This window comes from Rhizobium sp. 05N49 (assembly GCF_056396805.1).
The window spans coordinates 480,160-504,243 of sequence record NZ_JBFTME010000001.1; the positions used below are offsets into that span (position 1 = coordinate 480,160).

Annotated in this window: 20 protein-coding genes; 3 read left to right on the plus strand and 17 right to left on the minus strand. The window is 61.0% G+C overall.

Translation table 11 applies throughout. The annotated features are described in order from the left end of the window. Nucleotides 1-37 precede the first annotated feature (37 nt). Complete coding sequence (locus tag AC1DF8_RS02495; protein ID WP_477994899.1) at nucleotides 38-526, minus strand: CreA family protein; 489 nt, start codon at nucleotides 524-526, stop codon at nucleotides 38-40. Between the two features lie 88 nt (nucleotides 527-614). Further along, nucleotides 615-1,205: a 3'-5' exonuclease gene (locus AC1DF8_RS02500; RefSeq protein ID WP_112541269.1), complete on the minus strand. Its 591-nt coding sequence runs from the start codon at nucleotides 1,203-1,205 to the stop codon at nucleotides 615-617. A 273-nt stretch (nucleotides 1,206-1,478) separates the two neighbouring features. Between AC1DF8_RS02500 and AC1DF8_RS02505 the strand changes: the two genes are divergently transcribed. Continuing rightward, nucleotides 1,479-2,009 carry a GNAT family N-acetyltransferase gene (locus AC1DF8_RS02505; RefSeq protein WP_477995061.1) on the plus strand — a complete coding sequence of 177 codons (531 nt, stop codon included), beginning with the start codon at nucleotides 1,479-1,481 and terminating at the stop codon, nucleotides 2,007-2,009. Between the two features lie 119 nt (nucleotides 2,010-2,128). Here AC1DF8_RS02505 and ligA read toward each other — a convergent pair whose 3' ends face one another. The 9 genes from ligA to AC1DF8_RS02550 form a co-directional block, all read right to left on the minus strand. Next, nucleotides 2,129-4,285 carry an NAD-dependent DNA ligase LigA gene (ligA, locus tag AC1DF8_RS02510; RefSeq protein WP_113115184.1) on the minus strand — a complete coding sequence of 719 codons (2,157 nt, stop codon included), beginning with the start codon at nucleotides 4,283-4,285 and terminating at the stop codon, nucleotides 2,129-2,131. A 75-nt stretch (nucleotides 4,286-4,360) separates the two neighbouring features. Next, the gene (locus AC1DF8_RS02515) at nucleotides 4,361-4,879 is read right to left on the minus strand and encodes a DUF6886 family protein (RefSeq protein ID WP_477994900.1); all 519 of its coding nucleotides are present in this window, start codon (nucleotides 4,877-4,879) and stop codon (nucleotides 4,361-4,363) included. Nucleotides 4,880-4,946: 67 nt separating this feature from the next. Further along, complete coding sequence (recN, locus tag AC1DF8_RS02520; RefSeq protein WP_112541265.1) at nucleotides 4,947-6,620, minus strand: DNA repair protein RecN; 1,674 nt, start codon at nucleotides 6,618-6,620, stop codon at nucleotides 4,947-4,949. A 5-nt stretch (nucleotides 6,621-6,625) separates the two neighbouring features. Continuing rightward, nucleotides 6,626-7,495, minus strand: coding sequence for an outer membrane protein assembly factor BamD (locus tag AC1DF8_RS02525; protein ID WP_018115721.1), 870 nt, complete (start codon nucleotides 7,493-7,495; stop codon nucleotides 6,626-6,628). Between the two features lie 273 nt (nucleotides 7,496-7,768). Then, nucleotides 7,769-8,725, minus strand: a complete 957-nt coding sequence (lpxC, locus tag AC1DF8_RS02530) for a UDP-3-O-acyl-N-acetylglucosamine deacetylase (protein ID WP_018115722.1) — start codon at nucleotides 8,723-8,725, stop codon at nucleotides 7,769-7,771. A 260-nt stretch (nucleotides 8,726-8,985) separates the two neighbouring features. Further along, complete coding sequence (ftsZ, locus tag AC1DF8_RS02535; protein WP_112541264.1) at nucleotides 8,986-10,707, minus strand: cell division protein FtsZ; 1,722 nt, start codon at nucleotides 10,705-10,707, stop codon at nucleotides 8,986-8,988. A gap of 56 nt (nucleotides 10,708-10,763) precedes the next feature. After that, a complete protein-coding gene (gene ftsA / locus AC1DF8_RS02540) occupies nucleotides 10,764-12,095 on the minus strand; it encodes a cell division protein FtsA (RefSeq protein ID WP_477994901.1) in 1,332 nt (443 codons plus the stop codon). Next, complete coding sequence (locus AC1DF8_RS02545; RefSeq protein ID WP_018114329.1) at nucleotides 12,092-13,024, minus strand: cell division protein FtsQ/DivIB; 933 nt, start codon at nucleotides 13,022-13,024, stop codon at nucleotides 12,092-12,094. Before AC1DF8_RS02545 ends, ftsA begins: the two co-directional genes overlap by 4 nt. Then, a complete protein-coding gene (locus tag AC1DF8_RS02550; protein WP_113145954.1) occupies nucleotides 13,012-13,938 on the minus strand; it encodes a D-alanine--D-alanine ligase in 927 nt (308 codons plus the stop codon). Before AC1DF8_RS02550 ends, AC1DF8_RS02545 begins: the two co-directional genes overlap by 13 nt. Nucleotides 13,939-14,533: 595 nt before the next feature. On the opposite strand from AC1DF8_RS02550, the gene AC1DF8_RS02555 reads away from it, so the two are divergent. Together AC1DF8_RS02555 and AC1DF8_RS02560 are read left to right on the plus strand one after the other, a co-directional pair. Beyond that, nucleotides 14,534-15,832 carry an MFS transporter gene (locus tag AC1DF8_RS02555; RefSeq protein ID WP_112969255.1) on the plus strand — a complete coding sequence of 433 codons (1,299 nt, stop codon included), beginning with the start codon at nucleotides 14,534-14,536 and terminating at the stop codon, nucleotides 15,830-15,832. A 113-nt stretch (nucleotides 15,833-15,945) separates the two neighbouring features. Next, the gene (locus AC1DF8_RS02560) at nucleotides 15,946-16,875 is read left to right on the plus strand and encodes a UDP-glucose 4-epimerase family protein (RefSeq protein ID WP_113145956.1); all 930 of its coding nucleotides are present in this window, start codon (nucleotides 15,946-15,948) and stop codon (nucleotides 16,873-16,875) included. Between the two features lie 3 nt (nucleotides 16,876-16,878). Here the strand turns inward: AC1DF8_RS02560 and murB are convergent, their stop codons facing one another. Genes murB through mraY form a run of 6 tightly spaced genes read right to left on the minus strand, consistent with a single transcriptional unit; the run spans nucleotide 16,879 to nucleotide 24,069 of the window. Then, nucleotides 16,879-17,853, minus strand: coding sequence for a UDP-N-acetylmuramate dehydrogenase (gene murB / locus AC1DF8_RS02565; RefSeq protein ID WP_112541260.1), 975 nt, complete (start codon nucleotides 17,851-17,853; stop codon nucleotides 16,879-16,881). Beyond that, nucleotides 17,850-19,265, minus strand: coding sequence for a UDP-N-acetylmuramate--L-alanine ligase (murC, locus tag AC1DF8_RS02570; protein WP_112969253.1), 1,416 nt, complete (start codon nucleotides 19,263-19,265; stop codon nucleotides 17,850-17,852). The genes murB and murC overlap by 4 nt, the downstream gene beginning before the upstream one ends. Beyond that, on the minus strand, nucleotides 19,262-20,386 hold the full coding sequence (murG, locus tag AC1DF8_RS02575) for an undecaprenyldiphospho-muramoylpentapeptide beta-N-acetylglucosaminyltransferase (RefSeq protein WP_477994902.1): 1,125 nt from the start codon (nucleotides 20,384-20,386) through the stop codon (nucleotides 19,262-19,264). The genes murC and murG overlap by 4 nt, the downstream gene beginning before the upstream one ends. Before the next feature lie 6 nt (nucleotides 20,387-20,392). Continuing rightward, nucleotides 20,393-21,547 carry a putative lipid II flippase FtsW gene (ftsW, locus tag AC1DF8_RS02580; RefSeq protein WP_112541257.1) on the minus strand — a complete coding sequence of 385 codons (1,155 nt, stop codon included), beginning with the start codon at nucleotides 21,545-21,547 and terminating at the stop codon, nucleotides 20,393-20,395. A 1-nt stretch (nucleotide 21,548) separates the two neighbouring features. Further along, nucleotides 21,549-22,961 carry a UDP-N-acetylmuramoyl-L-alanine--D-glutamate ligase gene (gene murD, locus AC1DF8_RS02585; protein WP_477994903.1) on the minus strand — a complete coding sequence of 471 codons (1,413 nt, stop codon included), beginning with the start codon at nucleotides 22,959-22,961 and terminating at the stop codon, nucleotides 21,549-21,551. A gap of 7 nt (nucleotides 22,962-22,968) precedes the next feature. Further along, nucleotides 22,969-24,069, minus strand: coding sequence for a phospho-N-acetylmuramoyl-pentapeptide-transferase (gene mraY / locus AC1DF8_RS02590; protein WP_112541255.1), 1,101 nt, complete (start codon nucleotides 24,067-24,069; stop codon nucleotides 22,969-22,971). Nucleotides 24,070-24,084 lie beyond the last annotated feature (15 nt).

The following is a 24,084-nucleotide window of genomic DNA, read 5'->3' on the forward strand; positions in this document are numbered from 1 at the left end:
CTCAGGGCTTAAAGCGACCTAACACCGTCTTAGATCCTCAAGGCTTGCCATTCTTCCAAACCACATCCTGGCCATAGAGCGGGATCGTTGAAATCGACATCTTCGCCGACCCGTCCGTCACTTGCCGCGAATGAGCGAGATAGATCAGCGTATTGTTTGTCTTGTCGTAGATCCTGTTGACGGCAAGCGTCTTCCAGATCAGCGACATGCCCTGACGAAACACCTCGCTGCCATCCTTGGACATATCGATATTGCCGATCTCGATCGGCCCGGTCTGGCGGCAGGCGATGGAATTGTTTGACGGGTCTTCGAACCAGTTGCCGTTCTTGAACCGGTCGATCAGGCTGCGGTCGAAATAGGTGACATGGCAGGTCACCCCCTTCACCTCAGGGTCTGAAACCGCCTCGATGATGATGTCGTTACCGATCCAGTCGACCCCGACCTTGCCGACGACTTCCGCAGAAGTCGCGCCTGCAGAAATGGTCAGGAACGCTGCAGAGAGGAAAAGATTGCGGAAAGCGGACATGGCAACTCCCGTGTTGATCCGGAAGCTAAGATAAGAATGGGCGAACCCTTTGCAAGAAAGCGCCCGAGCCTTTGCAGGAAAGCAATAATCACGCCTTGCGGCAGGTGCAGGGCTCGTAGCCTGCAGAGGTCAGCCGGCCGGGTTTCATGCCGATCGCAGCGGGAATGGCGGCAACCGTCGCAGCCTTGACGGCCCTCGCCATCTCGATTGCCGCTGCAGCGCAGACGGCGGCATCCTCGGCTGCATTATGGTGAACGAAGCGCAGACCGAGATGTTCGGCAATCAGGTTCAGCCGGTGCGACAGAAAATGCGGCCAGATGCGCTGCGCCATCTTCAGGCTGCAGAGATAGGTGAGCTCCGGATAGGACTGCCGGTAAAGATCGAGGCTTGCTCGCCACACGCTGAAATCGAAGGCGGCATTGTGGGCGATCATCGTCGCACCCCGGAAATCCTCGTGGAACTCGTCCATCACCTCGGGAAACTCAGGTGCATCTTCGACATGTTCGGGGCGAATGCCGTGGATCGCGATATTCATGCCGGAAAAGCGCATGTCCCGCGGTCGGATCAGCCGCTCCTCGACCCGCGTCACCTGCCCGTCCTCGATCCAGGCAAGGCCGACCGAGCAGGCACTGCCGCGCTGTTCGTTGGCTGTCTCGAAATCGATGGCGATGGTCTTCACGGGCAAACATCCGAATCGTCTGTCCTACCGGAATAAAGACTGCCGCATCCGAAGGCAAATTTTGACCTGTTGACATCTGCACGCAAATGGCGAAACTTCCGCTCATGATCAACTCCGTGACCCACAATATGCATCTTATCGCCACGACCCTTGCAGGGTGCGCGGGAGAGATGGTGCGTCACTAGCCGTCTGATCATCCCCGAGAACCCTGCCGAGGCGAGCAGGGTTTTCTGAAACTCCGCTCTCCTCCTTTTGAAACCCAAGGAGAGCATGATGTCAGTCAATCAGGATACCCCACCCGAAAAGCCTTCTCTGAAGGGTCTCAGCGTTCGTGCCCTGCGCGTGAGCGATGCCGAAGCCATCACCGAACTGATAAACCTGCCGGGCTACCGCGCCGGCACGCTGCGCCCGCCTTTTCAAGGCATCGACGCAGTGCGCAAGCGCATGGAGAACCCCTCACCCGGCGCACTCAACCTCGTCGTCGAACTCGATGGCAAGCTCGTCGCCAACGGCGGCATGAATCGCTTTGAAGGACGGCGCCAGCACGCCGCCAGTCTCGGCATGGGCGTACACGATGATTTCACCGGTCGCGGCATCGGAACCTTCCTGATGGCCGCCATGCTCGACGCCGCCGACAACTGGCACGACATCAAGCGGGTGGAATTGACCGTCTATACGGATAACGAGACAGCCATCCGCCTTTACGAGAAATTCGGCTTCGAGAAAGAGGGCCTGCTCCGCTCCTTCGGCTATCGCGACGGGCAATATGTCGATGCCTATACGATGGCGCGGCTGAGGGCGTGAACCTCTCACACGTCATGCTCGGGTTCGTGTCGCAGATCCTCGGCGCAAGGCCGAGGATGACACCGAGCAGGAAGCGGGCGCGCCAAAAACAGAAACGCGGTGTCTGGCACAGAGCTTCCTTACCCGCCGATCAACGCCAGCCACTCATCCTCGTCCATCGTCTGGACGCCGAGTTCACGGGCCTTCTCGAGCTTGGAGCCGGCGCCGGGGCCGGCTACAACGATATCGGTCTTCTTGGAGACGGAGCCTGCAACCTTGGCACCAAGGCTTTCAGCCCTGGCCTTCGCCTCTTCGCGGGTGAATTTCTCCAGCGAACCGGTGAAGACGACGGTCTTGCCGATGACCGGGCTCCCGGTGGTCACCGGCTGTTCGGCCTCCTGTGGCGTCACCTCGTCGAGCAGGCGGCCGATCACCTCGATATTGCGCGGCTCCTTGTAGAATTCGACAATGGCGCGCGCCACCACCTCGCCTATGCCTTCGATGGCGTTGAGGTCATTCCAGGCATCGCCGGAAAGCGTTGCCGCTTCCTTCATGGCCGTCGCAAAGGCCTCATAGCTGTTGTAGGAGCGCGCGAGCAGCTTTGCCGTCGTCTCGCCCACATGGCGGATGCCGAGCGCGTAGATGAAACGATGAAGGGCAATGCTGCGCCGGTCGTTGATCGCCGCATAGAGCTTGCCGACGCTGACCTTGCCGAAGCCGTCGATATTCTCCAGCTTGGTGATCGACTGCTGCTGGCGCTTCTCCAGTGTGAAGATATCAGGCGCGGTGCGGATCTGCAGCGCAGCATCGTCGCTCTCGAAGAAGAAGTCGATCTGCTTGGAGCCGAGCCCCTCGATATCGAAGGCGTTGCGCGAGACGAAGTGCTTCAGCTCTTCCGTCGCCTGTGCCCGGCAGATGAAACCGCCCGTGCACCGGGTGACGGAATCGAGCTTGCCTGTCTTCTCGTGCCGCTCACGCACCGCATGCGAACCACAGACCGGGCACACCTTCGGAAACTGGTAGGGCGTGGCGTCCGCCGGCCGCTTTTCCATGACGACGTCGAGCACCTGCGGGATCACGTCGCCGGCACGCTGCACGATGACGGTATCGCCGATGCGGATATCGTGCTCCTCCTCGCGGATGCGCTCGCCACTATTGCCGATGCCCTTGATATAGTCTTCGTTGTGCAGGGTCGCATTGGTGACGACGACACCGCCGACGGTAATCGGCGTCAGCCGCGCGACCGGCGTCAGTGCACCGGTGCGGCCGACCTGGATGTCGATATTTTCGACGACGGTGAAGGCTTGTTCGGCCGGGAATTTATGCGCCGTCGCCCAGCGCGGGCTGCGCGAGCGGAAACCGAGGCGCTGCTGCAATTCGAGGCTGTCGACCTTGTAGACGACGCCGTCGATATCGTAATCGAGCTCCGGCCGTTCGAGGCCGATCTCGGCATAGTGGGCGAGGATATCGTCCACCGAGCTCAGCCGCTTCATCAGCGGATTCACCGGGAACCCCCACTCCCTGAACTTCTCGACCATGCCCAGCTGCGTATCCGCGGGCATCTCCGACATCTCGCCCCATGCATAGGCGAAGAACCTCAGCTTACGGCTCGCCGTCACCTTCGCATCGAGCTGGCGCAGAGAGCCTGCAGCCGTATTGCGCGGATTGACATAGGTCTGCTTGCCTTCGGCTTCCATCTGCGCATTAAGCGCCATGAAATCGCTCTTGGCCATGTAGACCTCACCGCGCACTTCCACGACGGAGGGAACGCCCTTCGGCAGTTCGTTCGGAATTTCCTTGATGGTGCGGATATTGGCCGTGACATTCTCGCCGGTCGTGCCGTCGCCGCGGGTCGCGCCCGTCACCAGCTTGCCGTTCTCGTAACGGATCGACATGGAAAGCCCGTCGATCTTCGGTTCGGCCGTGAAGGCGATGGAATTGTCCGGCAGGCGGCCGAGGAAGCGATAGACACTGGCAACGAAGTCGCGCACGTCCTCCTGTGAAAAGGTGTTGTCGAGCGACAGCATCGGCCGGGAATGAACGACGGGCGCAAAGGTGTTGGACGGTTCGGCCCCCACGCGGCGCGACGGACTGTCCTCGCGGATGAGCTCTGGAAAGCGCGCCTCGATCGCATCGTTGCGGCGCTTCAGCGCGTCGTAATCCGCATCCGAAATCTCCGGCTGATCCTTGCCGTGATAGAGCGCGTCATTGCGCGCAATCTCCTTGGCAAGCCGCTCCAGTTCGGCGGCGGCGTCTTCAAGCGTCAAGTCCTCAACAGCGACGGATTCGGTCGACATGCAGCTTCACTCCAGAGAATCTGCAATGGTTTTAGAGCAAAATTCGGCGATTGAAATAGTACCGAGGTTTGGAATTTACGGCCGGGCGTTGCGGAGTCTGATGGCGCTCACATGTAATGTCGTATGCTGCAAGGCCTTCATCGGCAGAAGACTGTCGACCACCTTGAGCTCGATACCGCGCGGTGCAAATTCCCGGTCGAGCCCTGAATGGGCAGTGAGCGCGACCGGCGCGACATTCCTCCGCGATACCCACATTCCCGCGTCCTCCAGATCCTCGAAACTCTCGGTCGGCATCTCGTAGCGGTGGATGGTCCCGGCCTGCAATCGCTCCAGCCAGCCTCGCTCGACATAGGCGGCACCCCGCCAGTTCCCGAGCAGGCGACGATCCTCCTGCGATGTCTCCGGCTTTGCCCAAACAAGGATGCGCGGGCAATCACGCGGGAAGAGATACATGAAGTCGTGGACTTCATCGATCGCCCAGACGAGCGGCCCGTTCAGCCACGCCTGGCCCGGCCGCCGTTCGGAAGAAATGCGAACCGGACGCGGCTCGAAAACATCGATCGTGGGATCGTCGCTGAAATGGAAAAGCCGCATGGATAGACCTCACCGGTATCTGAGGTCAGATAGCGCGACGCCTTGCGCTTGTCACCGATGGGGAAACCTACCCGTTACCTGCCAGCAGCCGCGCGGCAGCAGCCCTCGCCTCTTCCGTCACGGAGGCACCGGCAAGCATGCGGGCGATCTCTTCCGTGCGGTCCTTTTGCGCCATGGTGGCGACGCGCGTGGCGATCTTGTCGGCCCCCTCGCCTGATGGTCCCTTGGAGATCAGAAGATGCGTGGCCGCACGGGCCGCTACCTGCGGCGCATGAGTGACGGAAAGAACCTGCACCTTTTCGGAAAGCCGCTTCAGCCGCTGCCCGATCGCATCCGCCACCGCGCCCCCCACACCCGTGTCGATTTCGTCGAAGACGAGGGTCGGCGCCGAACCGCGATCGGCAAGCGCCACCTTGAGCGCCAGCAGGAAGCGCGAAAGTTCGCCGCCCGAAGCGACCTTCATGATCGAGCCGGGACGCGTGCCGGGATTGGTCTGGACATGGAATTCGACGACATCGATGCCCTCAGCCGTCGCCTCCCCTCCATCGGTGGTGATCTCCACCATGAAGCGGGCGCGCTCAAGCTTCAGTGCCGGCAGCTCGGCCATGACGGCCTGCGCCAGCGCATCGCCGGCATGATGACGCTTCTCCGAAAGCGAGCGGGCAGCCGTATCGTAATTCGCCTTGGCGACCCCCACTTCCGCATCGAGCTTCGACAGCCGCTCTTCGCCGGCATCGAGATCGGCAAGATCGTTGATCATGCGCACGGCAAGAGCAGGAAGCTCGGTGACCGGAACGGAATATTTGCGAGAGGCAGCGCGCAGCGCAAACAGCCGCTCCTCGACACGCTCCAGTTCCTTCGGATCATATTCCGTCTTGCGCAGTGCCGCCTCGACTTCCATCTGCGCGTTGGAAAGCTGATCCAGCGCCGCATCGAGCAGCGCTACGGTGTCTTCCAGTAATCCGGGCGCCTCGTGGCTCTTGCGCTCCAGGCGGCGCACCAGCGAGGCGATATGGGGCACGGGAGAGGCATTGCCGTTGAGGAATTCGGAAGCCTCGGCAATATCGCCGGCAATGCGCTCTGCCTTCATCATCTTCTGGCGGCGATCGGCAAGCTCGTCTTCTTCGCCGTCGCGCGGTGACAGCTTTTCAAGCTCCTCGACGGAGGAGCGCAGATAATCGGCCTCGCGGGCAGCGGCTTCGACCTTTTCGCGGTGTTTCTTCAGCGTGCGCTCGGTATCGCGCCACTGGCGGTAAAGTGCCCCGACACCCTGCACGTCATCGCTGATGCCCGCAAAGGCGTCCAGCAACGTCCTGTGTGCATTTGTATCGACAAGCGCGCGGTCGTCGTGCTGGCCGTGGATCTCGACCAGCATCTGGCCGGCCTGCCGCATCAGCTGAACGCTGATCGGCTGATCGTTCACATAGGCCTTGGTGCGGCCGTCGGAGGATTGCTGGCGACGAAAAATCAGGTCGCCTTCGTCATCGATGCCGTTTTCGCGCAGGAGCTTGCGAGCGCCGTGATCCATGCCGACATCGAAGACGGCCGTCACCTGCCCCTTGTCCTCGCCGTGGCGCACAAGACCGCCATCGCCGCGCCCGCCAAGGGCCAGCGACAGACTGTCAAGCAGGATGGATTTGCCCGCGCCCGTCTCACCCGTCAGCACGGAGAGGCCGGTCTCGAAGGCAAGATCCAGCCGCTCGATCAGAACGATATCGCGGATCGAAAGCTGGATCAGCATTGGCCTCAGGAACCGAGAAGGAGTTTCTTGCCCGCTGCGGCGATCCACGAACCCTTGTTTTCACGCGGCTCCGCGCCACCCGACTGCAGCAGCTTGTAAGAATCAGCATACCACTGGCTGTCGGGATAATTGTGACCGAGAACGGCAGCAGCGGTCTGCGCCTCCTCGACGACACCCATCGCGTAATAGGCTTCGACGAGACGGGCGAGCGCCTCCTCGACCTGATTCGTGTTCGGATATTTCTCGACGACGATGCGGAAGCGCGAGATCGCGGCGAGATATTCCTTGCGTTCCATGTAGTAGCGGCCGACCTGCATCTCCTTGCCGGCGAGCTGGTCGCGCGCAAAGCGCATCTTGGCCTGCGCATCGTCGACATATTCGGAGTCAGGATAATTGTCGACGACGGCCTGCATCGCCTCGATCGTCTTTTGCGAGGCGCGCTGGTCCTGCGTCACGTCGACGATCTGCTTCGAATAGGTCAGGCCTACCAGATACTGGACGTAAGCGGCATCCTTGGACTTCGGATATTGCGCCATATACTTGTTGCCCGATGCCAGCGCATCGTCGAAGCGGCCCTGGCGGTACTTGACGAAGGTGCTCATGACAAGCGCCTTGCGCGCCCATTCGGAGAAGGGATTCTGCGCATCGATCGCGTCGAACTTGCGCGCCGCCTCGGCCATGTTGCCGGCCTTCATGTTGGCAAGGCCCTGCGTGTAGAGCACGTCCGGCGGGTCGGTTTCGAGGCCGAGCTTGGTGATGTCGATGTCAGGGTCCGACTGGCAGCCGGAAATCAAGGCACCTGCGCTCAGCACCATCAAGGATGCGAGCAAAGCACGCGCTGTCTTCATCATCATGTCAGACCTTGCATAAGCCATTCGAAAGAATCCCACCGCCGCCGTCCACTCCACAGCAGCCACGCCTAGCTGGCGTTTCTAGCCACAAATACCTATCGAGAGCAACGCAATGATCACGCATTAACGCATTTTTGTGGCAGTATTGCCGAGAATGTCGGGCTTTTCACCGCCATTCACATGAGGAGCGGCTAAATATATGCCGCGAAACATCTATCGACGCGCTGTCTGCCCCTTCCCCATAAAAAAACCGCCCCCGTTAGGAGGCGGCCCTGGCCTTAATTGGTATACTGGAGGTCATGCCGACCAGGGGGCGAATTCCGGAGCGCTGACTGCAATGAATTCGCGAACGGCAACGCGCTGGCGCGGCGTCGATGTCTCGACCACTTCATAGGCCGAGGGATCGCTGAGCAGAGCCTTGAGAGCGTTGGCGTTCATCTTGTGGCCGCCACGATAGGAACGGTAGCAGCCGATGAACTGTGCGCCGGCAAGCGCCAGATCGCCAACGGCATCGAGCGTCTTGTGACGCACGAACTCGTCCTTGGCGTAGCGCAGGCCTTCGACATTGATGACGGTGTTGTCGTCGGAAATGACGACAGAGTTTTCGAGCGAGGAACCGAGAGCATGGCCCGAAGCCCAGAGACGCTCGACATCACGCATGAAGCCGAAGGTGCGCGCGCGCGACAATTCGGTCTTGAAGACGGAAGCAGTGAGATCGCCTTCCCACTTCTGGCGGCCGATCAGCGGGCATTCGAAATCGATCTCGACTTCGAAGCGCGTGCCATCATAGGGACGGAACTCGCTCCAGGAACCGCCATGCTCGATACGAACCGGCTTGGTGATGCGGATATAGCGGCGCTTGACGCCGAGAGAAACGAGACCGACCTGTTCGATGGCTTCGACGAAGGGAACCGAGCTGCCGTCCATGATCGGCATTTCGGCGCCGCTGACTTCAATGACGACATTGTCGAGGCCGAGAGCGTAAACGGCCGCCATGACATGTTCGATCGTCGCGACGGAATGAGCAGGCGAGAAGCCGAGAACGGTGCAGAGATCAGTATTGCCGACCTGTGAGGAAACAGCCTTCAGTTCAGTGACATCGCCATTTTCATGCACGCGCTGGAAAACGACGCCAGTGCCGGCTTCGGCCGGATTGAAGGTGATCGAAACATCGGCACCCGAATGCACGCCGATGCCCGAAAGTGTCACCGGACGCGATACCGTCGTCTGAAAGCCCAGCAAGCCAAGTCCCATAAAATTATGCCCTTATTCTTCCATACCCGTCGTTGCCAACCGGTCGGATCTTTCTTCTATACTGCCCGCAGCGCTCGAAGCGGACTCTTGGAGCAGTTCGCTTGCCTCATACTTACGTGGACCGGCGCTGCAATCCAAATCACTGTTCGTTTCGATTTGTTACGAAATCCGCAGCGGCAAAAGCATTTAGAATTCAAGCATGTAGAAATGCAAACGCCCGGGGTTTCGGTCCCGGGCGTTTTCTGTGGAGAAGTGCTTTCTCAGTTCGACTGGCGGCGCAGGAAGGCCGGGATTTCCAGCTGGTCGTCTTCCTGCATCATGCGGGCCTGCGGAACCGCACGGCCCTGGTCGTCAAGGTTGCCGCGACGCGGTGCGTAGAGGCTTGCTTCCGGCGACAGCGGACGGCGCTGCTGCGAAGAAGCAGCCGGCGCAGAGGTCATTTCCGGAGCGACTTCCTCTTCGCGACGGCCGAGCGAGTTGGTGATTCGCTTGAGCAGGCCCATCGGACCGCGCTCTTCCTGGACATGCGCGGCAGCAGGCTGCGTGCGATGATCGATCTCAGCCTGGACGACCGGCGGGAAGTCCTCGACCTTCGGCATGCGGACCTGCTCGGGAGCCTGGCGAATGACCGGCTCATGGCGAACTGGCTGGTGCATCGGCTGCTGCATGACCGGCTGCGGAGCCGGCTGGTGCATGACGGGAGCCTGCTGCTGGACCGGAGCCTGACGGAGAACCGGGGCCGCTTCCGGCGCAGAAGCGAAGATCTTGCTCTGCGGACGGAAGGTTTCCTGCATCACCGGCTGCTGCACCGGAGCGGCGGCACGTGGGGCCGGGATTTCCAGCTCGCGTTCCATCGCGACTTCAGCCTCGCGAATGGTCTGCGCAATCTGGTCGGCCTTCGGTGCCTGCATTACCGGAGCAGGCTGAATTGCGGCCGGTGCAGGAGCAACGGCCGCGGAGGGGCGGATAACCGGCTTTGCTGTCGGCTGGAATACGCGGTCGGTGCCCTCGCCCATGGCGCGGTCGATGCCGGTCGCGACGACGGAGACGCGGATGATGCCTTCGAGCGATTCATCGAAGGTTGCGCCGAGGATGATGTTGGCGTCCGGATCGACTTCTTCGCGGATGCGGGTCGCAGCTTCGTCGACTTCGAAGAGCGTCAGGTCGCGACCGCCGGTGATGGAGATCAGGAGGCCCTGCGCACCCTTCATCGAGGTTTCGTCGAGCAGCGGGTTGGCAATTGCCGCTTCGGCGGCCTGCATGGCGCGGCCCGAACCGGAAGCTTCGCCGGTACCCATCATCGCGCGGCCCATTTCGCGCATGACCGAGCGGACGTCGGCGAAGTCGAGGTTGATGAGACCTTCCTTCACCATCAGGTCGGTGATGCAGGCAACGCCCGAGTAGAGAACCTGGTCAGCCATGGCGAAAGCGTCGGCGAAGGTCGTCTTGTCGTTGGCGATGCGGAAGAGGTTCTGGTTCGGAATGACGATAAGCGTATCGACAGACTTCTGCAGTTCCTGAATACCGGATTCGGCCAGACGCATGCGGCGTCCGCCTTCGAAGTGGAACGGCTTGGTGACGACGCCGACCGTCAGGATGCCCTTGTTGCGGGCCGCCTGCGCGACGACAGGAGCAGCACCCGTGCCGGTGCCGCCGCCCATGCCGGCTGTGACGAAGCACATATGCGTGCCGTTCAGGTGGTCGATGATCTCATCGATGCATTCTTCGGCAGCCGCACGACCGACTTCAGGCTGCGAACCGGCGCCGAGGCCTTCGGTGACGTTGGCGCCGAGCTGGATGATCCGTTCGGCCTTCGTCATGGTCAACGCCTGGGCATCCGTGTTGGCGACGACGAAGTCGACGCCCTGGAGGCCTGCTGAAATCATGTTGTTGACGGCATTGCCGCCGCCGCCGCCGACGCCGAATACAGTGATGCGCGGCTTCAGCTCAGTGATGTCAGGCTTTTGCAGCTTGATAGTCATGGTACCCGTTCCTTCTCTCTCTGGCCGCATCGCCACGCCGGCCAATTCACTCAATTTCAAAAGCTTTCCTTCAGCCACTGGCCCATGCGGGCGATACGGCTGTTATTACCCCCAAGCGACATGAGCAGATTGCTCTGTGACGCATGTGTCTCCATGTCCGCGACCTGCGGATAGATCATCAGCCCGACGGCCGTCGAAAAGGCCGGCCCCTTGGCTGCCGTCGGCAGACCCGAGACACCCATCGGACGGCCGATGCGGACGTTGCGGGCCAGAATGCGCCGCGCCACTTCGGCAAGGCCGGTCAGCTGGCTGGCTCCACCCGTCAGCACGACACGCTTGCCGACGATCGGGCTGAAGCCCGAACGCTGGATCCGGTCGCGGATGAGCTCCATCGTCTCTTCGATGCGCGCCGAAACGATGCGCGAGACCAGAGCCCGCGRCACCTGCGTCGGCTGATCACGATCATCCTCACCGATCGGCGGAATGGAAATCAGCTCGCGCTCATCGGAAGAATTGGTCAGCGCCGAAGCATGGACCACCTTCAAACGTTCAGCATCCTCGATCCGTGTGGAAAGGCCGCGTGCGAGGTCGGTCGTCACATGATGACCGCCGAGGCCGACAGCATCGGTATGGACAAGCTTGCCCTCGGCAAAGACCGAAATCGTCGTCGTGCCGCCGCCCATGTCGATGGCCGCACAGCCAAGCTCGACTTCATCGTCGACCAGTGCGGCAAGACCGGATGCATAAGGTGTTGCAACGATTCCTTCCACCGAAAGATGCGCCCTGTTGACGCTCAGTTCGAGATTTTTGAGCGCCGAGCGCTCCGCCGTCACCACATGCATGTCGACGCCGAGCGCATCGCCATACATCGCCAGCGGATCGCGGATGCCACGTTCGCCATCCAGCGAGAAGCCGGTAGCCAGCGAATGCAGGACGGCGCGGTCCTGACGCAGCGACTGCTGGCAGGCTGCCGAAAGCACCTTCTTCAGGTCGTTCAGTTCGACTTCCTGGCCACCGAGATCGATGGTGGCCGTGTAGATGTCGCTGCCGAGACGGCCGGCCGTCAGATTGACGATCAGGCTCTCGACGGTCAGGCCCGCCATGCGCTCGGCCGCATCGACGGCGAGACGAATGACGCCTTCCAGCGCGTCGAGATCGGCGATCACGCCGGTCTTGATGCCGCGCGAACGCTGATGGCCGATACCGATAATCTCGATATTGTGCGTGCGGCCCGGCAGGATCTGGCTTTCCTCGCGCGGCGTCAGCCGGCCGATCATGCAGACGACCTTGGTCGAACCGATATCGAGGACCGAAACGATATGCGACCGCTTCGACGAAAGCGGCTTCAGGCGCGGCAATCCAAAGTGGGATGAACCGAACAAGCTCATATATTCTGCCCCGCCTTCTTCAATTCCTTGGTACGCGTTGCGACCGCTGCCTCTCGGCGCGCTGCCGCCTCCGGTGTCAGCTGGATCGTCGTGCGATCCGGAAGCCTGAGATCGACTGCGGCGATATCGCGCTCCAGAAGCTGCTGATCCCTGTCGAATTTCGAAAGCGTCGCGAGCGCCTGGTCGATATCATCTTCCGGCAGCTTGACGACGACGCCATTATCCATGTGCAGGTCCCAGCGACGGCCGGAAACCCAGACGAACGCCTTCACACGAGCTTTGACATCAGGCCACTTGGAGAACGCGTCCTCGATGGAAGCCGCGGCCGTTTCAGCGTCACGGCCGACGACCAGCGGCAGGGTAGAAAATTTATTGTCACGAAGCGGCGCGATCACGCTGCCGCTCTTCTCGATCAGCGAAAGCTCCTGGCCGTGTTGCCAGATAGCGTAGGCAGCGCGCTCCGAGAGCTTCACCTCGATCGTCTTCGGATAAACCTTGCGGACTTCGACATTCTCGACCCAGGGAAGGCGCGCGATCTTCTGGCGCGCAGCATCGACATCGAGCGCGACGAGCGATGTCGCGCCATCGAGGCCGAGAAGCTGAAGAATCTCGATTTCCGAGGTCTGGTTATTGCCGGAAACCTTCACATCCTCGATGGCAAATCCGACAGCGCTGGTCGTCGCCTGGGCGACCGCTTCCGTATGGCCGCCAAGCGACATGCCGTAGAGACCAGTCGCAGCCAGGAAGCCGAGCGCGGAAACGGTACCCGTATGGGCCGGAATGTCGATACGGCCACTTCCGAGACTTACAAGGAAGCGGACGACGCGGCGCAGCGGACGCGGCAGCACGCGACGGTCATCGGCCTCCACATAGGGAAGCTCGGCATGACGGCTGGGGCGTCCTATTTTTTTGACCGTCAACGCAAACAAGACGCGTCCTCCACCATCCACCGGAGAAATGCACCAAAGGAATATCCGGCATGGCCGGCCATTTCGGGCACAAGGGAGGTTGGCGTCATGCCTGGCTGGGTATTGACCTCCAGCCAGATGAGCTCGCCATCTTCGGAGAAACGATCGTCGTAACGAAAGTCGGACCGACTGACGCCGCGGCAACCAATTGCTTGATGCGCCCTTAACGCCAATGTTTGTATTTTTTGGTAAATTTTCGGTGAAATTTTAGCCGGCAAGACATGTTTTGAACCACCTGCCGCATACTTGGAGTCGTAATCATAGAAATTGTGGCCCTGCGGCACCACCTCGATGACATCCATGGGTTGATCGCCCATGACGCCGCAGGTCAATTCGCGACCATGAATATAACGCTCGACGATGACTTCCTCGCCATAGCGCCACTCGGCCGAACCGATGACCTGAGGCGGGTGCGCCTGATCCTCGCCGACGATGACGACGCCGAAACTGGAGCCCTCGCGCACCGGCTTCACAACGTAAGGCGCCTTCATCGGATGCTCCGACGGGAACGAGAAGCGGTTCAACACCTGCGATTCGGCAACGGGAACACCGGCGGCAGCCGCCACACGCTTCGCCCGGCTCTTGTCCATGGCAAGCGCCGAGGCAAGCACGCCCGAATGCGTATAGGGGATCTGCAGATATTCGAGAATGCCCTGTATGGTGCCATCCTCGCCGAACGGCCCATGCAAGGCATTGAAGACAACATCGGGCTTCACGGCAGAGAGCTTCTCGGAAATGTCGCGCTCGACATCGATGCGCGTCACCTTGAAGCCTTCACCTTCGAGAGCATCGGCGCACGCCTTTCCCGAGGAAAGGCTGACAGGCCTCTCCGAGGAAAATCCGCCCATCAGGACAGCTACGTGCTCGCGACTCATCAACACCCCCAAAAATAACTTCCACTCTGGCGGACCAAGGCTTGCGCGGAGCTGGTCTGCGCGGTTCGTGGCCTTTGTCTGACTTGGGTGCATTAGAGCATCATTATGGTTAACGAACCGTTTACTTTCGTTAACTGTTGGCTCCTACCCTCTGCAAATTTTTGCCTTCTGCAGATTTGCAGGCCTCGCGGCCTCATGTGATACGCAAGCTTAAAAAGCACCGGAAAAACCCATGCCTTCAAGGAGATATGGAGTCGCGCTCATCCGCACCGGAATAAGGCGAGCGAAGCGGCGATCCTGTTTGAACTGTCGACTTGCGGGAACGCCGACAAGACACGGCGCCGTCATTAATTAATGCGAGTCGCCGCTCGCATGCCTGTCCGCACCCGTTGAGGTCAACACAAGAGAAGCAAAATGACCTGGATCGAAACAGATCCGCCGCCTGAAAGGGGATGCTCTGACCGGCGGAGGCAGCGGCGGAAAAATAGTACAATTTCCGTTATATTCTTGCGTCTTTTGGCGTTGCGCGTGATGAAAATTGCGTTAAGACCCGTGGGGCCTTCCCGAGGCAATCTGTAAACTGAATGGAATAATAATGTCTGACGCGGTATCCGTATCGCCGACTCCCGCTTCGAACAGCACGCAAGTCAATTCCCCGGCTCGTGTTCTGATCGCGAGCCTCATCGGCACCACCATCGAATTCTTTGACTTTTATGTCTATGCAACGGCAGCGGTCATCGTCTTCCCACACCTGTTCTTCCCGTCGAGCGACCCGACCTCTGCGCTCCTGCAGTCGCTGGTGACCTTCTCGATCGCCTTCTTCGCCCGCCCCTTCGGCGCCGTGGTCTTCGGCCATTTCGGCGACAAGGTCGGCCGCAAGGCGACACTCGTGGCGGCCCTCATGACCATGGGCCTGTCGACCGTCGTGATCGGTATCCTGCCCGGCTACGATGCGATCGGCATCGCCGCGCCGCTGCTGCTTGCGCTGTGCCGCTTCGGCCAGGGCCTCGGCCTCGGCGGCGAATGGGGCGGCGCTGTGCTGCTCGCAACCGAAAATGCTCCTCCCGGCAAGCGCAGCTGGTACGCCATGTTCCCGCAGCTCGGCGCGCCGATCGGCTTCATTCTTTCTTCCGGCTTCTTCCTGATCCTGGCGGAAACCATGAGCAACGAGGACTTCCTCGCCTATGGCTGGCGCATTCCCTTCATCGCCAGCCTCGCGCTCGTCGCCGTCGGCCTTTATGTTCGCCTGAAGATCGCCGAAACCCCGGAATTCCAGAAGGCTGTCGAAAAACACGAGCGCGTCGCCGTTCCGGTCGCGACCGTCTTCCGCGGTCATCTGCGCAGCCTGATCCTCGGCACGTTCATCGCCGTTGCCACTTTTGTTCTCTTCTACCTGATGACGGTCTTCACACTGTCCTGGGGCACGACGAAACTCGGCTACACGCGTGAGCAGTTCCTGGTCGTCCAGCTCGTCGGCGTCGTCTTCTTCGGCCTGACGATCCCGCTCTCCGGCTGGCTGTCTGACCGCTACTCGCGTCGCATGATCCTGACTCTGACGACGATCGCCATCGCCATCTTCGGCTTCTTCTATGCAAGCCTTTTGACGGCTGGCCTGACCGGCGCCTTCCTGTGCTCGATCATCGGCCTCGGCCTGATGGGCTTCACCTATGGCCCGATCGGTGCGGCCCTTGCCGCCCCCTTCCCGACCATGGTGCGCTACACCGGCGCCTCGATGACCTTCAACCTCGGCGGCATCTTCGGCGCTTCGCTTGCTCCCTATATCGCCACCTGGCTTGCGACTACCTACAGCCTCAATTACGTCGGCTACTATCTCACCGCCTCGGCTGCGATCTCCCTGATCTGCATCCTGCTGTCGGGTCGCGAAGAAGTCTGAGCTACTGACTGTCTGGACAAAAAGCCGCGACGGTCGCCGTCGCGGCTTTTTTTATTGATGCGATCGGCAGTTCCGGCTAGCGAGAGCCTCCATCGGCAAACAGGGAGAAGATCATGCGATGCCTCGTCACCGGCGCTGCCGGCTTCGTCGGCGCCCCTCTCGTCGAGCGTTTGCACAGGGAACGGATTTGGGACGTGACGGCCACGACACGATCCGCAAATTCTGCCTTCCCATTGGATGTCAGGCATGTTCCCGTCGACATCACCGAGACGACCGAGTGGACCGCAGCCCTCCAAGGCATCGACGTTATCGTCCATCTCGCCGCCCGCGTTCACATTATGAACGACAAGTCGAGCGATCCATTGGCGGATTTTCGCCGCGTCAACACTGCCTCTACCCTCAATCTCGCCGGACAGGCCGCCCGCGCCGGCGTGAAGCGCTTCGTCTTCATCAGCACGATCAAGGTCAATGGTGAGGAGAACGATCGCCCCTTCCGGCACGACGACCAACCGAAGCCCATCGATCCCTATGGCATTTCGAAAATGGAAAGCGAAATCGGCCTGCGCGAGATCGCCGCGCTCACTGGCATGGAGGTCGTCATCGTCCGCCCGCCGCTGGTCTACGGCCCCGGTGCACGCGGTAACTTCGCCCTGCTCGTCGGCCTTGTCCGCAAGAAGCTGCCGCTGCCCTTCGCGTCGCTGAAGAACCGTCGCACACTGGTCGCTGTGCAAAACCTTGTCGATCTGATCATCACCTGCATGCAGCACCCCGCCGCTGCAGGAGAAACCTTCCTTGCAGGAGATGGGGAGGATCTTTCGACACCAGAATTGATCGAAGGGATCGCCGCAGGGCTTGGCGTAAAGCCAGCACTCCTTCCCTTCCCGCCGTCGCTGATGCACATGGCAGCGAGGATTACGGGAAAGGAAGCCGTCTTTCAGCGCCTCTGCGGCTCATTGCAAGTCGACATATCCCACGCACGCGACGTTCTGGGCTGGTCGCCCGTCGTCACGCCGCGTGAAGGCCTCAAGCTCGCGGTGAAGTGAAGCCTATTCTGATGTAATCCCATGGAAGGGGCGAACCTCGCGGCCCGGCATGAAGAGGCCAAGACGCTTGATTTCCCACTCGAGCTTGATGCCGGACGTTTCGAAAACCTTGCGACGCACTTCCTCGCCAAGATATTCGAGATCGTAGCCCGTAGCCTGCCCCATGTTGATCATGAAGTTGCAGTGAAGCGACGACATCTGAGCGCTGCCGATAACGAGACCGCGGCAGTCCGCCTCGTCGATCAGCTTCCACGCGGAATGACCCTCGGGATTCTTGAAGGTCGAACCACCGGTCTTTTCACGAATAGGCTGCACCGTCTCGCGGTGATTGCGCACCGCATCCATTTCGGCGCGGATCTTCGCGCGATCATCCGGATAGCCTTCGAACAGCACCGAGGTGAAGATCAGATCATCGGCAGCATCCGAATGGCGATAGGAATAGCCCATCTCGGCATTCGTCAGCACATGCTTGTTGCCCTTGCGGTCGATCGCACGGACCTCGACCACACGATCCTTCGTCTCGGATCCATTGGCGCCGGCATTCATGCGGGCAGCGCCGCCGATACCGCCCGGAATGCCGTAATAGAAGGCAAAACCGCCGATGCCATTATCCATCGCCATGGCCGCCACATGCTTGTCCGGGCAGATCGCGCCGGCAACGATGCGGTTTTCACCGGCGAGTTCGACAAAGCCGAAGCCCTTGGCCGAGAGGCGCAGCACCACGCCCGGGATACCGCCGTCACGCACCAGGATGTTCGAGCCGACACCGACCACCGTCAGCGGCACTTCATCCGGCAGGATCTTCAGGAAGGCGATCAGGTCTTCCTCGTCATGCGGCTGGAACATTAGCTCGGCCAGACCGCCGGCGCGGAACCAGGTGACGCGATCCATTGGAGCATCCGGCGTCAGCCGGCCACGAATGTCCTTTACGCCCTCTCCAAGAGAGGCAAGTAGCTTTTCTCCGTTAACCTGTTTCATGCGGATTTTCCTGAAAGGTCTTGCAACTGCTTCGGCAGCGCTGCTGCCCAATATGTAATGCTACCAGCACCCAACAAAACTACAAAGTCTCCGGGTTTTGCAATCTCTGCTACCATCTGCGGTAGAGCTTCCGCCGAAGGAAGGAAGCGCGCGTCGCGATGCCCACCCGATTTGATGCGGGAAATCAGCGATTCCGAATCCGCGCCCTCGATCGCATCCTCACCCGCGGCATAGACGGGTGCGATGAAAATGCTGTCGGCATCGTTGAAGCAGGCCGCAAATTCCTCGAACAAACTCGACAGGCGGGTGTAACGGTGCGGCTGGTGCACGGCGATGATCCGGCCCTTGCAGGCCTCGCGGGCCGCGCGCAGCACTGCCTTGATCTCGACCGGATGGTGGCCGTAGTCGTCGAAGATCTGCACGCCGTTCCACTCGCCCGTCAGCGTGAAGCGGCGCTTCACGCCGCCGAAGGATGCAAGCCCCTTGGCGATATCCTCACGGGAAATGCCAAGCCGGTTGGCAACGGCAATGGCCGCGGTGGCATTCGAGATATTGTGACGGCCAGGCATCGGCATGACGAGATTGTCGAGCCGGGTGACCTGTCCCGTGCGGCGACGGCGGATCTCCACATCGAAGATCGAGCGCGTGCCATCAATGCGGACGTTCATGAAGCGAACGTCGGCCTGCGGGTTTTCGCCGTAGGTAATGACCTTGCGGTCTTCGATCCGACCGACCAGCGCCTGAACCTCCGGATGATCGAGACACATGACGCCGAAACCGTAGAAAGGCACGTTCTCGACGAACTGGCGAAACGCGGCGCGGACGGCATCGAAATTGCCGTAATGGTCGAGATGCTCGGGGTCGATATTGGTGATAACGGCGACATCGGCCGGAAGTTTCAGGAAGGTGCCGTCGGACTCGTCGGCCTCGACCACCATCCACTCACCCTCGCCCATGCGCGCATTCGTGCCATAGGCATTGATGATGCCGCCGTTGATGACGGTCGGATCCAGCCCGCCGGCTTCGAGAAGCGTGGCGACCAGCGAGGTCGTCGTCGTCTTGCCATGCGTACCGCCAATCGCGATCGCATTGCGGAAGCGCATCAGCTCAGCCAGCATTTCGGCACGGCGCACGACCGGCAGCAACTTCTCGCGCGCGGCGACGAGTTCCGGATTGCTCTTCTTGATCGCGGTCGAGACGACGACCACTTCGGCGTCGCCGAGGTTTTCCGCCTTGTGGCCGACGAAGACCTCGATGCCCTTGTCACGCAGGCGCTGGACATTGGCGCTGTCGGACTGATCCGATCCCTGCACCCTGTGGCCGAGATTGTGCAGCACCTCTGCGATACCGCTCATGCCGATACCGCCAATGCCGATGAAATGGACTAGGCCTATTGCCTTCGGCAGCTTCATGCGCGTGCCCCCTTGAATTCTGCAACTGTCTTGCCGGCCGCAATAGCCTCAACCATGTCGGCAAGCAAGTTTGCTGCATCCGGTTTTCCCGCGAGTTTGGCGGCCGCCGCCATGTTGGCAAGTTTTTCCGGGTCGTTCATCACATGCGTCAGGATGGAGGCGATACGCTCCGGAGACAACTCCGACTGTGCGATCACCTTGGCCCCACCGGTTGCCGCGAGCGCCGCCGCATTGGCCGCCTGATCGTGGTCGAGCGCATGCGGATAAGGCACCAGCACCGCCGGACGCCCTATCACCGAAATTTCCGAAACCGTCGAGGCGCCGGAACGGCAGATGACGAGATGCGCTTTGGCAAGGCGCTCCGCCATGTCGTTGAAAAACGGCGCGATATCCGCGCCCATGTGCAGCTGCGCCACGCAGCCGCTCACCATATCCATGTCTTCAGGCCGAACCTGCTGCGTCACCTTCAGCCGCGCGCGCAGCGCATCGTCGATCAGGCTGATGGCCGTCGGCATCGCCTTGGAGAAATATTGCGCGCCCTGGCTGCCGCCGAAGACCACGAGGTTGAAATCCTCGCCCGGATGCGAAGGCTTGTAAGGCTGTTCGGCGGCAGCAAGGATGGCCGGACGCACGGGATTGCCGGTCGCAACCGTCTTGTCGGAAAAAGTGCCGCCGCTTTCAGACAGGAAACCGCCGGCAATCGCCCTGACACGCGGCGCAAGCGCCTTGTTGGCGCGCCCCATCACGGCATTCTGCTCATGCAGCATGGAAGGCACGCCGAGGCGAGTTGCCGCAAGCAACGGCGGAACGGTCGGATAGCCGCCGAAGCCGACGACGACCACCGGTTTCAGCCGCTGGATCAGCCGCTTTGCGCTGCGCATTCCGGTCCACAGCTTCCACAGAGAACGGGCAACGGCCACGGGGTTCTTGGAACCGATCGTTGCCGACGGCACGACATGGATCTCGTCGGCCGGAAACTTGCCGGCATAACGTTCCGCGCGGCTGTCGGTAACGAGATGCACGGAATAGCCGCGCTCCCTCAGCTTGAAGGCAAGCGCCTCTGCCGGAAAGACGTGGCCACCGGTGCCCCCGGCAGCAAGAAGGACGATGCCCTTGCTCATAATCCCCTACTCCGCCGGCATGCCGTGCGGCACACGGAAGAGGCTCCGGTCCTGCGCACGTTTTTCCGGGCGATGGCGCGTCAGCGCCAGAATGAAGCCTGCCGTGACACAGATCGCCACCATGGACGAGCCGCCATAGGAAATCAGCGGCAGCGTCATGCCCTTGGCCGGCAACAGTTCGAGATTGACGCCGATATTGATGATCGACTGGATACCCATCTGCAGCACGAGGCCAGCGACCGCAAAGCGGTTGAAGTCGTTGCGTTCGCGGTAGGCATGAGACAGGCCGCGCAACACCAGCACAGTGAAGATGGCAACGAGCGCGATGCAGAAAACGATGCCGAACTCCTCGGCCGCGACCGAGAAAATGAAGTCGGTATGGGCGTCCGGGATGATGCGCTTGACGATACCTTCGCCCGGCCCCTGCCCGAACCAGTCTCCGCGAATGATTGCTTCGCGGGCGGTATCTATCTGGAAGGTGTCGCCTTCGCCGGTGAGGAACTTGTTTATTCGGCCCGCCACGTGCGGGAAGACGTAATAGGCAGTCACGAGACCGCCGGCACCGCCTGCGCCCAGCACGATGATCCAGAGCCATGGCATGCCGGCCATGAAGAACATGCCGCCCCAGACGGCCGTCGTCAGGATCGTCTGGCCAAGGTCTGGCTGGGCGACAAGAAGAGCGACGACAATGCCAAACAGGATGATGGCGAAGAGATTACCCGGTATCTCCGGCTGGCGCGCATGTTCGGCAAAGAGCCAAGCGCAAACGACGACGAAGGCCGGCTTCATGAATTCCGACGGCTGAATGGAAAGTCCGGCGATCCAGATCCAGCGCCTGCCGCCCTTGACCTCCTGGCCGAAGAACAGCACCAGCAGCATCATCGCGAGTGCAACGATCAGCAGGATGATGGCGGTGCGCCGTATCTGGCGCGGCGTCAGGAAGGAAAGGCCGAGCATGACTGCGATCGACGGGATCATGAACGCGGCATGGCGCTTGACGAAGTGGAAGGGTTCGAGGCCGATGCGCTCGGCAACCGCGGGCGACGCCGCAAACGAGAGCATGAAGCCGATCCCCATCAGGAAGAGGAACAATGCCAGGAAAAAGCGGTCGATGGTCCAGAACCAATCGGCCAATGCTCCACGTTCCGCGCGGCTCACCATGTCATTTGCCTCCTGTTGCCGAATTGATCAGCATGGTCACGCCGTCAAGGGCGGCCACATGGCCGACAAAGGCATCGCCCCTGACTTCAAAATTCTTGTACTGGTCGAAGCTTGCGCAAGCCGGGGATAACATCACGGCCACGGGACCGGTCTCATCCTTGTCCGCATCAGCTGCCGCATGCGCCACGGCGCGTTCCAGCGTGCCGGATATCTCGTAGGGTGCTGCCTCGCCGAGCGTCGCGGCAAATTCCGCCGCCGCCTCGCCGATCAGATAGGCCTTGGCGATGCGCGGGAAATAGGGCGCGAGTGTCGTGATGCCACCGGCTTTCGGCAAACCGCCGGCAATCCAATAGATCCTGCTGTAGCTCGAAAGTGCCGGAGCCGCAGCATCCGCGTTCGTCGCCTTGGAATCGTTGACGAAGACGACATTGCCACGCTGGCCAACGGGCTGCATGCGATGCTTGAGACCGGGGAAGGATGCAAGGCCGGCACGGATATCTTCCGCGGAAACGCCGACGGCAAGGCAGGCGGCGGCTGCAGCAGCCGCATTCTGCGCATTATGGCTGCCGCGCAGCGTCTGGATGCCATCGAGATCGACGAAGGGCAGCATGGCGCCGCTCGCGGCCTGGATGAGTTTCGTGCCCTCGGCGTAGATGCCGTCGGCCAGAACATTGCGGCGCGAGATCCTGATAACCTTTACCCCTGCGCGCTCGATGCGATCGGCAATCAGCGCCGAATGGCTGTCGTCGACGCCGACAACAGCGACGCCGCTGCCGGCGACCAACCGTTCCTTGACATCGGCATAATGCTGCATCGTGCCGTGGCGATCGAGATGATCGGGCGTCAGGTTGAGAAGGATGCCGGCGGACGGGTTGAGCGTCGGCGCAAGATCGATCTGATAGGAGGAGCATTCGACGACGAAGTAGCGCTCCGCCTTCGGTGGATCGAGCGTCAGCACGGCCGTGCCGATATTGCCGCCGAGCTGCGTGTCACGGCCGCTCGATTTCAGGATATGGGCAATCAGAGCCGTCGTGGTCGATTTACCGTTGGTTCCTGTGATCGCGATGAAAGGGCAATCGGGAGCATGCGCCCGCCGCTCGCGCACAAAGAGTTCGACGTCACCGACGATATCGACGCCGGGGGCACGCGCGAGGTCGACCGTCCAGTGAGGCTTCGGATGGGTGAGCGGCACGCCGGGCGAAAGCACGAAGAGCGCCTGAGCGCTCCAGTCGATCCCATGCAGATCAGCAGTGGTGATGCCCCCTGCCGCGGCTTTGGCGACGCTGTCAGGATTGTCGTCCCACGCGATGACATCGGCGCCACCGGCAACGAGCGCCTTGGCGGTCGCGAAGCCGGAACCGCCGAGACCGAAGAGGGCGACCTTCTTTCCTGCAAGCGTCGTGACGGGGATCATGACGGCCTCACCGGAGCTTCAGGGTGGAAAGGCCGAGCATGGCGAGGCCGACGGCGATGATCCAGAAGCGGATCACCACCTGGCTTTCCGTCCAGCCCTTCTTTTCGAAGTGATGGTGGATCGGCGCCATGAGGAAGACGCGCCGGCCGGTCATCTTGAAAAAGCCGACCTGGATGATGACCGAGAGGGTCTCCATGACGAACAAGCCGCCGACGATCGCCATGACGATCTCATGCTTGGTGGCGACAGCGACGGTACCGATCGTGCCGCCGAGCGCGAGCGACCCGGTGTCGCCCATGAAGATGGCGGCCGGCGGCGCGTTGAACCACAGGAAGCCGAGGCCGGCACCGATGACGGCGCCCAGCACGACGGCAAGTTCGCCGGTACCGGGCACAAAATTGATCTGCAGGTAATTTGCAAAGACGGCGTTACCGGCGAGATAGGCGATGATGCCGAAGGCGGCCGCGGCAATCATGACCGGGACGATGGCAAGCCCATCGAGGCCGTCGGTCAGGTTCACGGCATTGCCGGCGCCGACGATGACGAAACCGCCGAAGACAACGAACATGATGCCGATATTAATCATGAAGTCCTTGAAGAAGGGGAAAGCGATCGAGGAGCCGAAGGTCGAGCCGGCGGGGCCGGAAGCAAGGGCCGCGCGCATCATGAAATAGACGGCAATACCCGCAATGATAAACTCGATGCCGAGGCGCGCCTTGCCGGAAAAGCCCTTGTGGCTTTGCTTGGTGACCTTGAGATAGTCGTCATAGAAGCCGATCGCGCCGAAGCCGAGCGTCACGAGCAGCGTCGCCACCACGTAGACGTTGGAAAGATCGGCCCAGAGCAACGATGCGCCGACAATGCCGGCCAGGATCATCAGGCCGCCCATGGTCGGCGTTCCGGCCTTCTTGAAATGCGTCTGCGGCCCGTCGGCGCGGATCGGCTGGCCTTTTCCCTGCCGGATGCGCAGCGAATTGATGATGGCCGGGCCGAAAAGGAAGACGATCAAAGCGGAGGTGAAGAGAGCAGCACCAGCTCGGAAGGTAATGTACCTGAACAAATTCAGAAATTTGAAATATTCCGACAGTTCGACTAGCCAAATCAGCATTCAAGGCCCCTTTTA

What these genes read in the sequence shown, in the direction of transcription:
- AC1DF8_RS02555 (WP_112969255.1), top strand. Translation starts at nt 14,534, where the DNA reads ATGTCTGACGCGGTATCCGTATCGCCGACTCCCGCTTCGAACAGCACG.
- ftsZ (WP_112541264.1), bottom strand. Translation starts at nt 10,707, where the DNA reads ATGACTATCAAGCTGCAAAAGCCTGACATCACTGAGCTGAAGCCGCGC.
- AC1DF8_RS02560 (WP_113145956.1), top strand. Translation starts at nt 15,946, where the DNA reads ATGCGATGCCTCGTCACCGGCGCTGCCGGCTTCGTCGGCGCCCCTCTC.
- murD (WP_477994903.1), bottom strand. Translation starts at nt 22,961, where the DNA reads ATGATCCCCGTCACGACGCTTGCAGGAAAGAAGGTCGCCCTCTTCGGT.
- ligA (WP_113115184.1), bottom strand. Translation starts at nt 4,285, where the DNA reads ATGTCGACCGAATCCGTCGCTGTTGAGGACTTGACGCTTGAAGACGCC.
- mraY (WP_112541255.1), bottom strand. Translation starts at nt 24,069, where the DNA reads ATGCTGATTTGGCTAGTCGAACTGTCGGAATATTTCAAATTTCTGAAT.
- murB (WP_112541260.1), bottom strand. Translation starts at nt 17,853, where the DNA reads ATGAAACAGGTTAACGGAGAAAAGCTACTTGCCTCTCTTGGAGAGGGC.
- murG (WP_477994902.1), bottom strand. Translation starts at nt 20,386, where the DNA reads ATGAGCAAGGGCATCGTCCTTCTTGCTGCCGGGGGCACCGGTGGCCAC.
- AC1DF8_RS02550 (WP_113145954.1), bottom strand. Translation starts at nt 13,938, where the DNA reads ATGAGTCGCGAGCACGTAGCTGTCCTGATGGGCGGATTTTCCTCGGAG.
- ftsW (WP_112541257.1), bottom strand. Translation starts at nt 21,547, where the DNA reads ATGGTGAGCCGCGCGGAACGTGGAGCATTGGCCGATTGGTTCTGGACC.
- recN (WP_112541265.1), bottom strand. Translation starts at nt 6,620, where the DNA reads ATGCTGATCCAGCTTTCGATCCGCGATATCGTTCTGATCGAGCGGCTG.
- murC (WP_112969253.1), bottom strand. Translation starts at nt 19,265, where the DNA reads ATGAAGCTGCCGAAGGCAATAGGCCTAGTCCATTTCATCGGCATTGGC.
- AC1DF8_RS02505 (WP_477995061.1), top strand. Translation starts at nt 1,479, where the DNA reads ATGTCAGTCAATCAGGATACCCCACCCGAAAAGCCTTCTCTGAAGGGT.
- AC1DF8_RS02495 (WP_477994899.1), bottom strand. Translation starts at nt 526, where the DNA reads ATGTCCGCTTTCCGCAATCTTTTCCTCTCTGCAGCGTTCCTGACCATT.
- lpxC (WP_018115722.1), bottom strand. Translation starts at nt 8,725, where the DNA reads ATGGGACTTGGCTTGCTGGGCTTTCAGACGACGGTATCGCGTCCGGTG.
- AC1DF8_RS02525 (WP_018115721.1), bottom strand. Translation starts at nt 7,495, where the DNA reads ATGGCTTATGCAAGGTCTGACATGATGATGAAGACAGCGCGTGCTTTG.
- AC1DF8_RS02515 (WP_477994900.1), bottom strand. Translation starts at nt 4,879, where the DNA reads ATGCGGCTTTTCCATTTCAGCGACGATCCCACGATCGATGTTTTCGAG.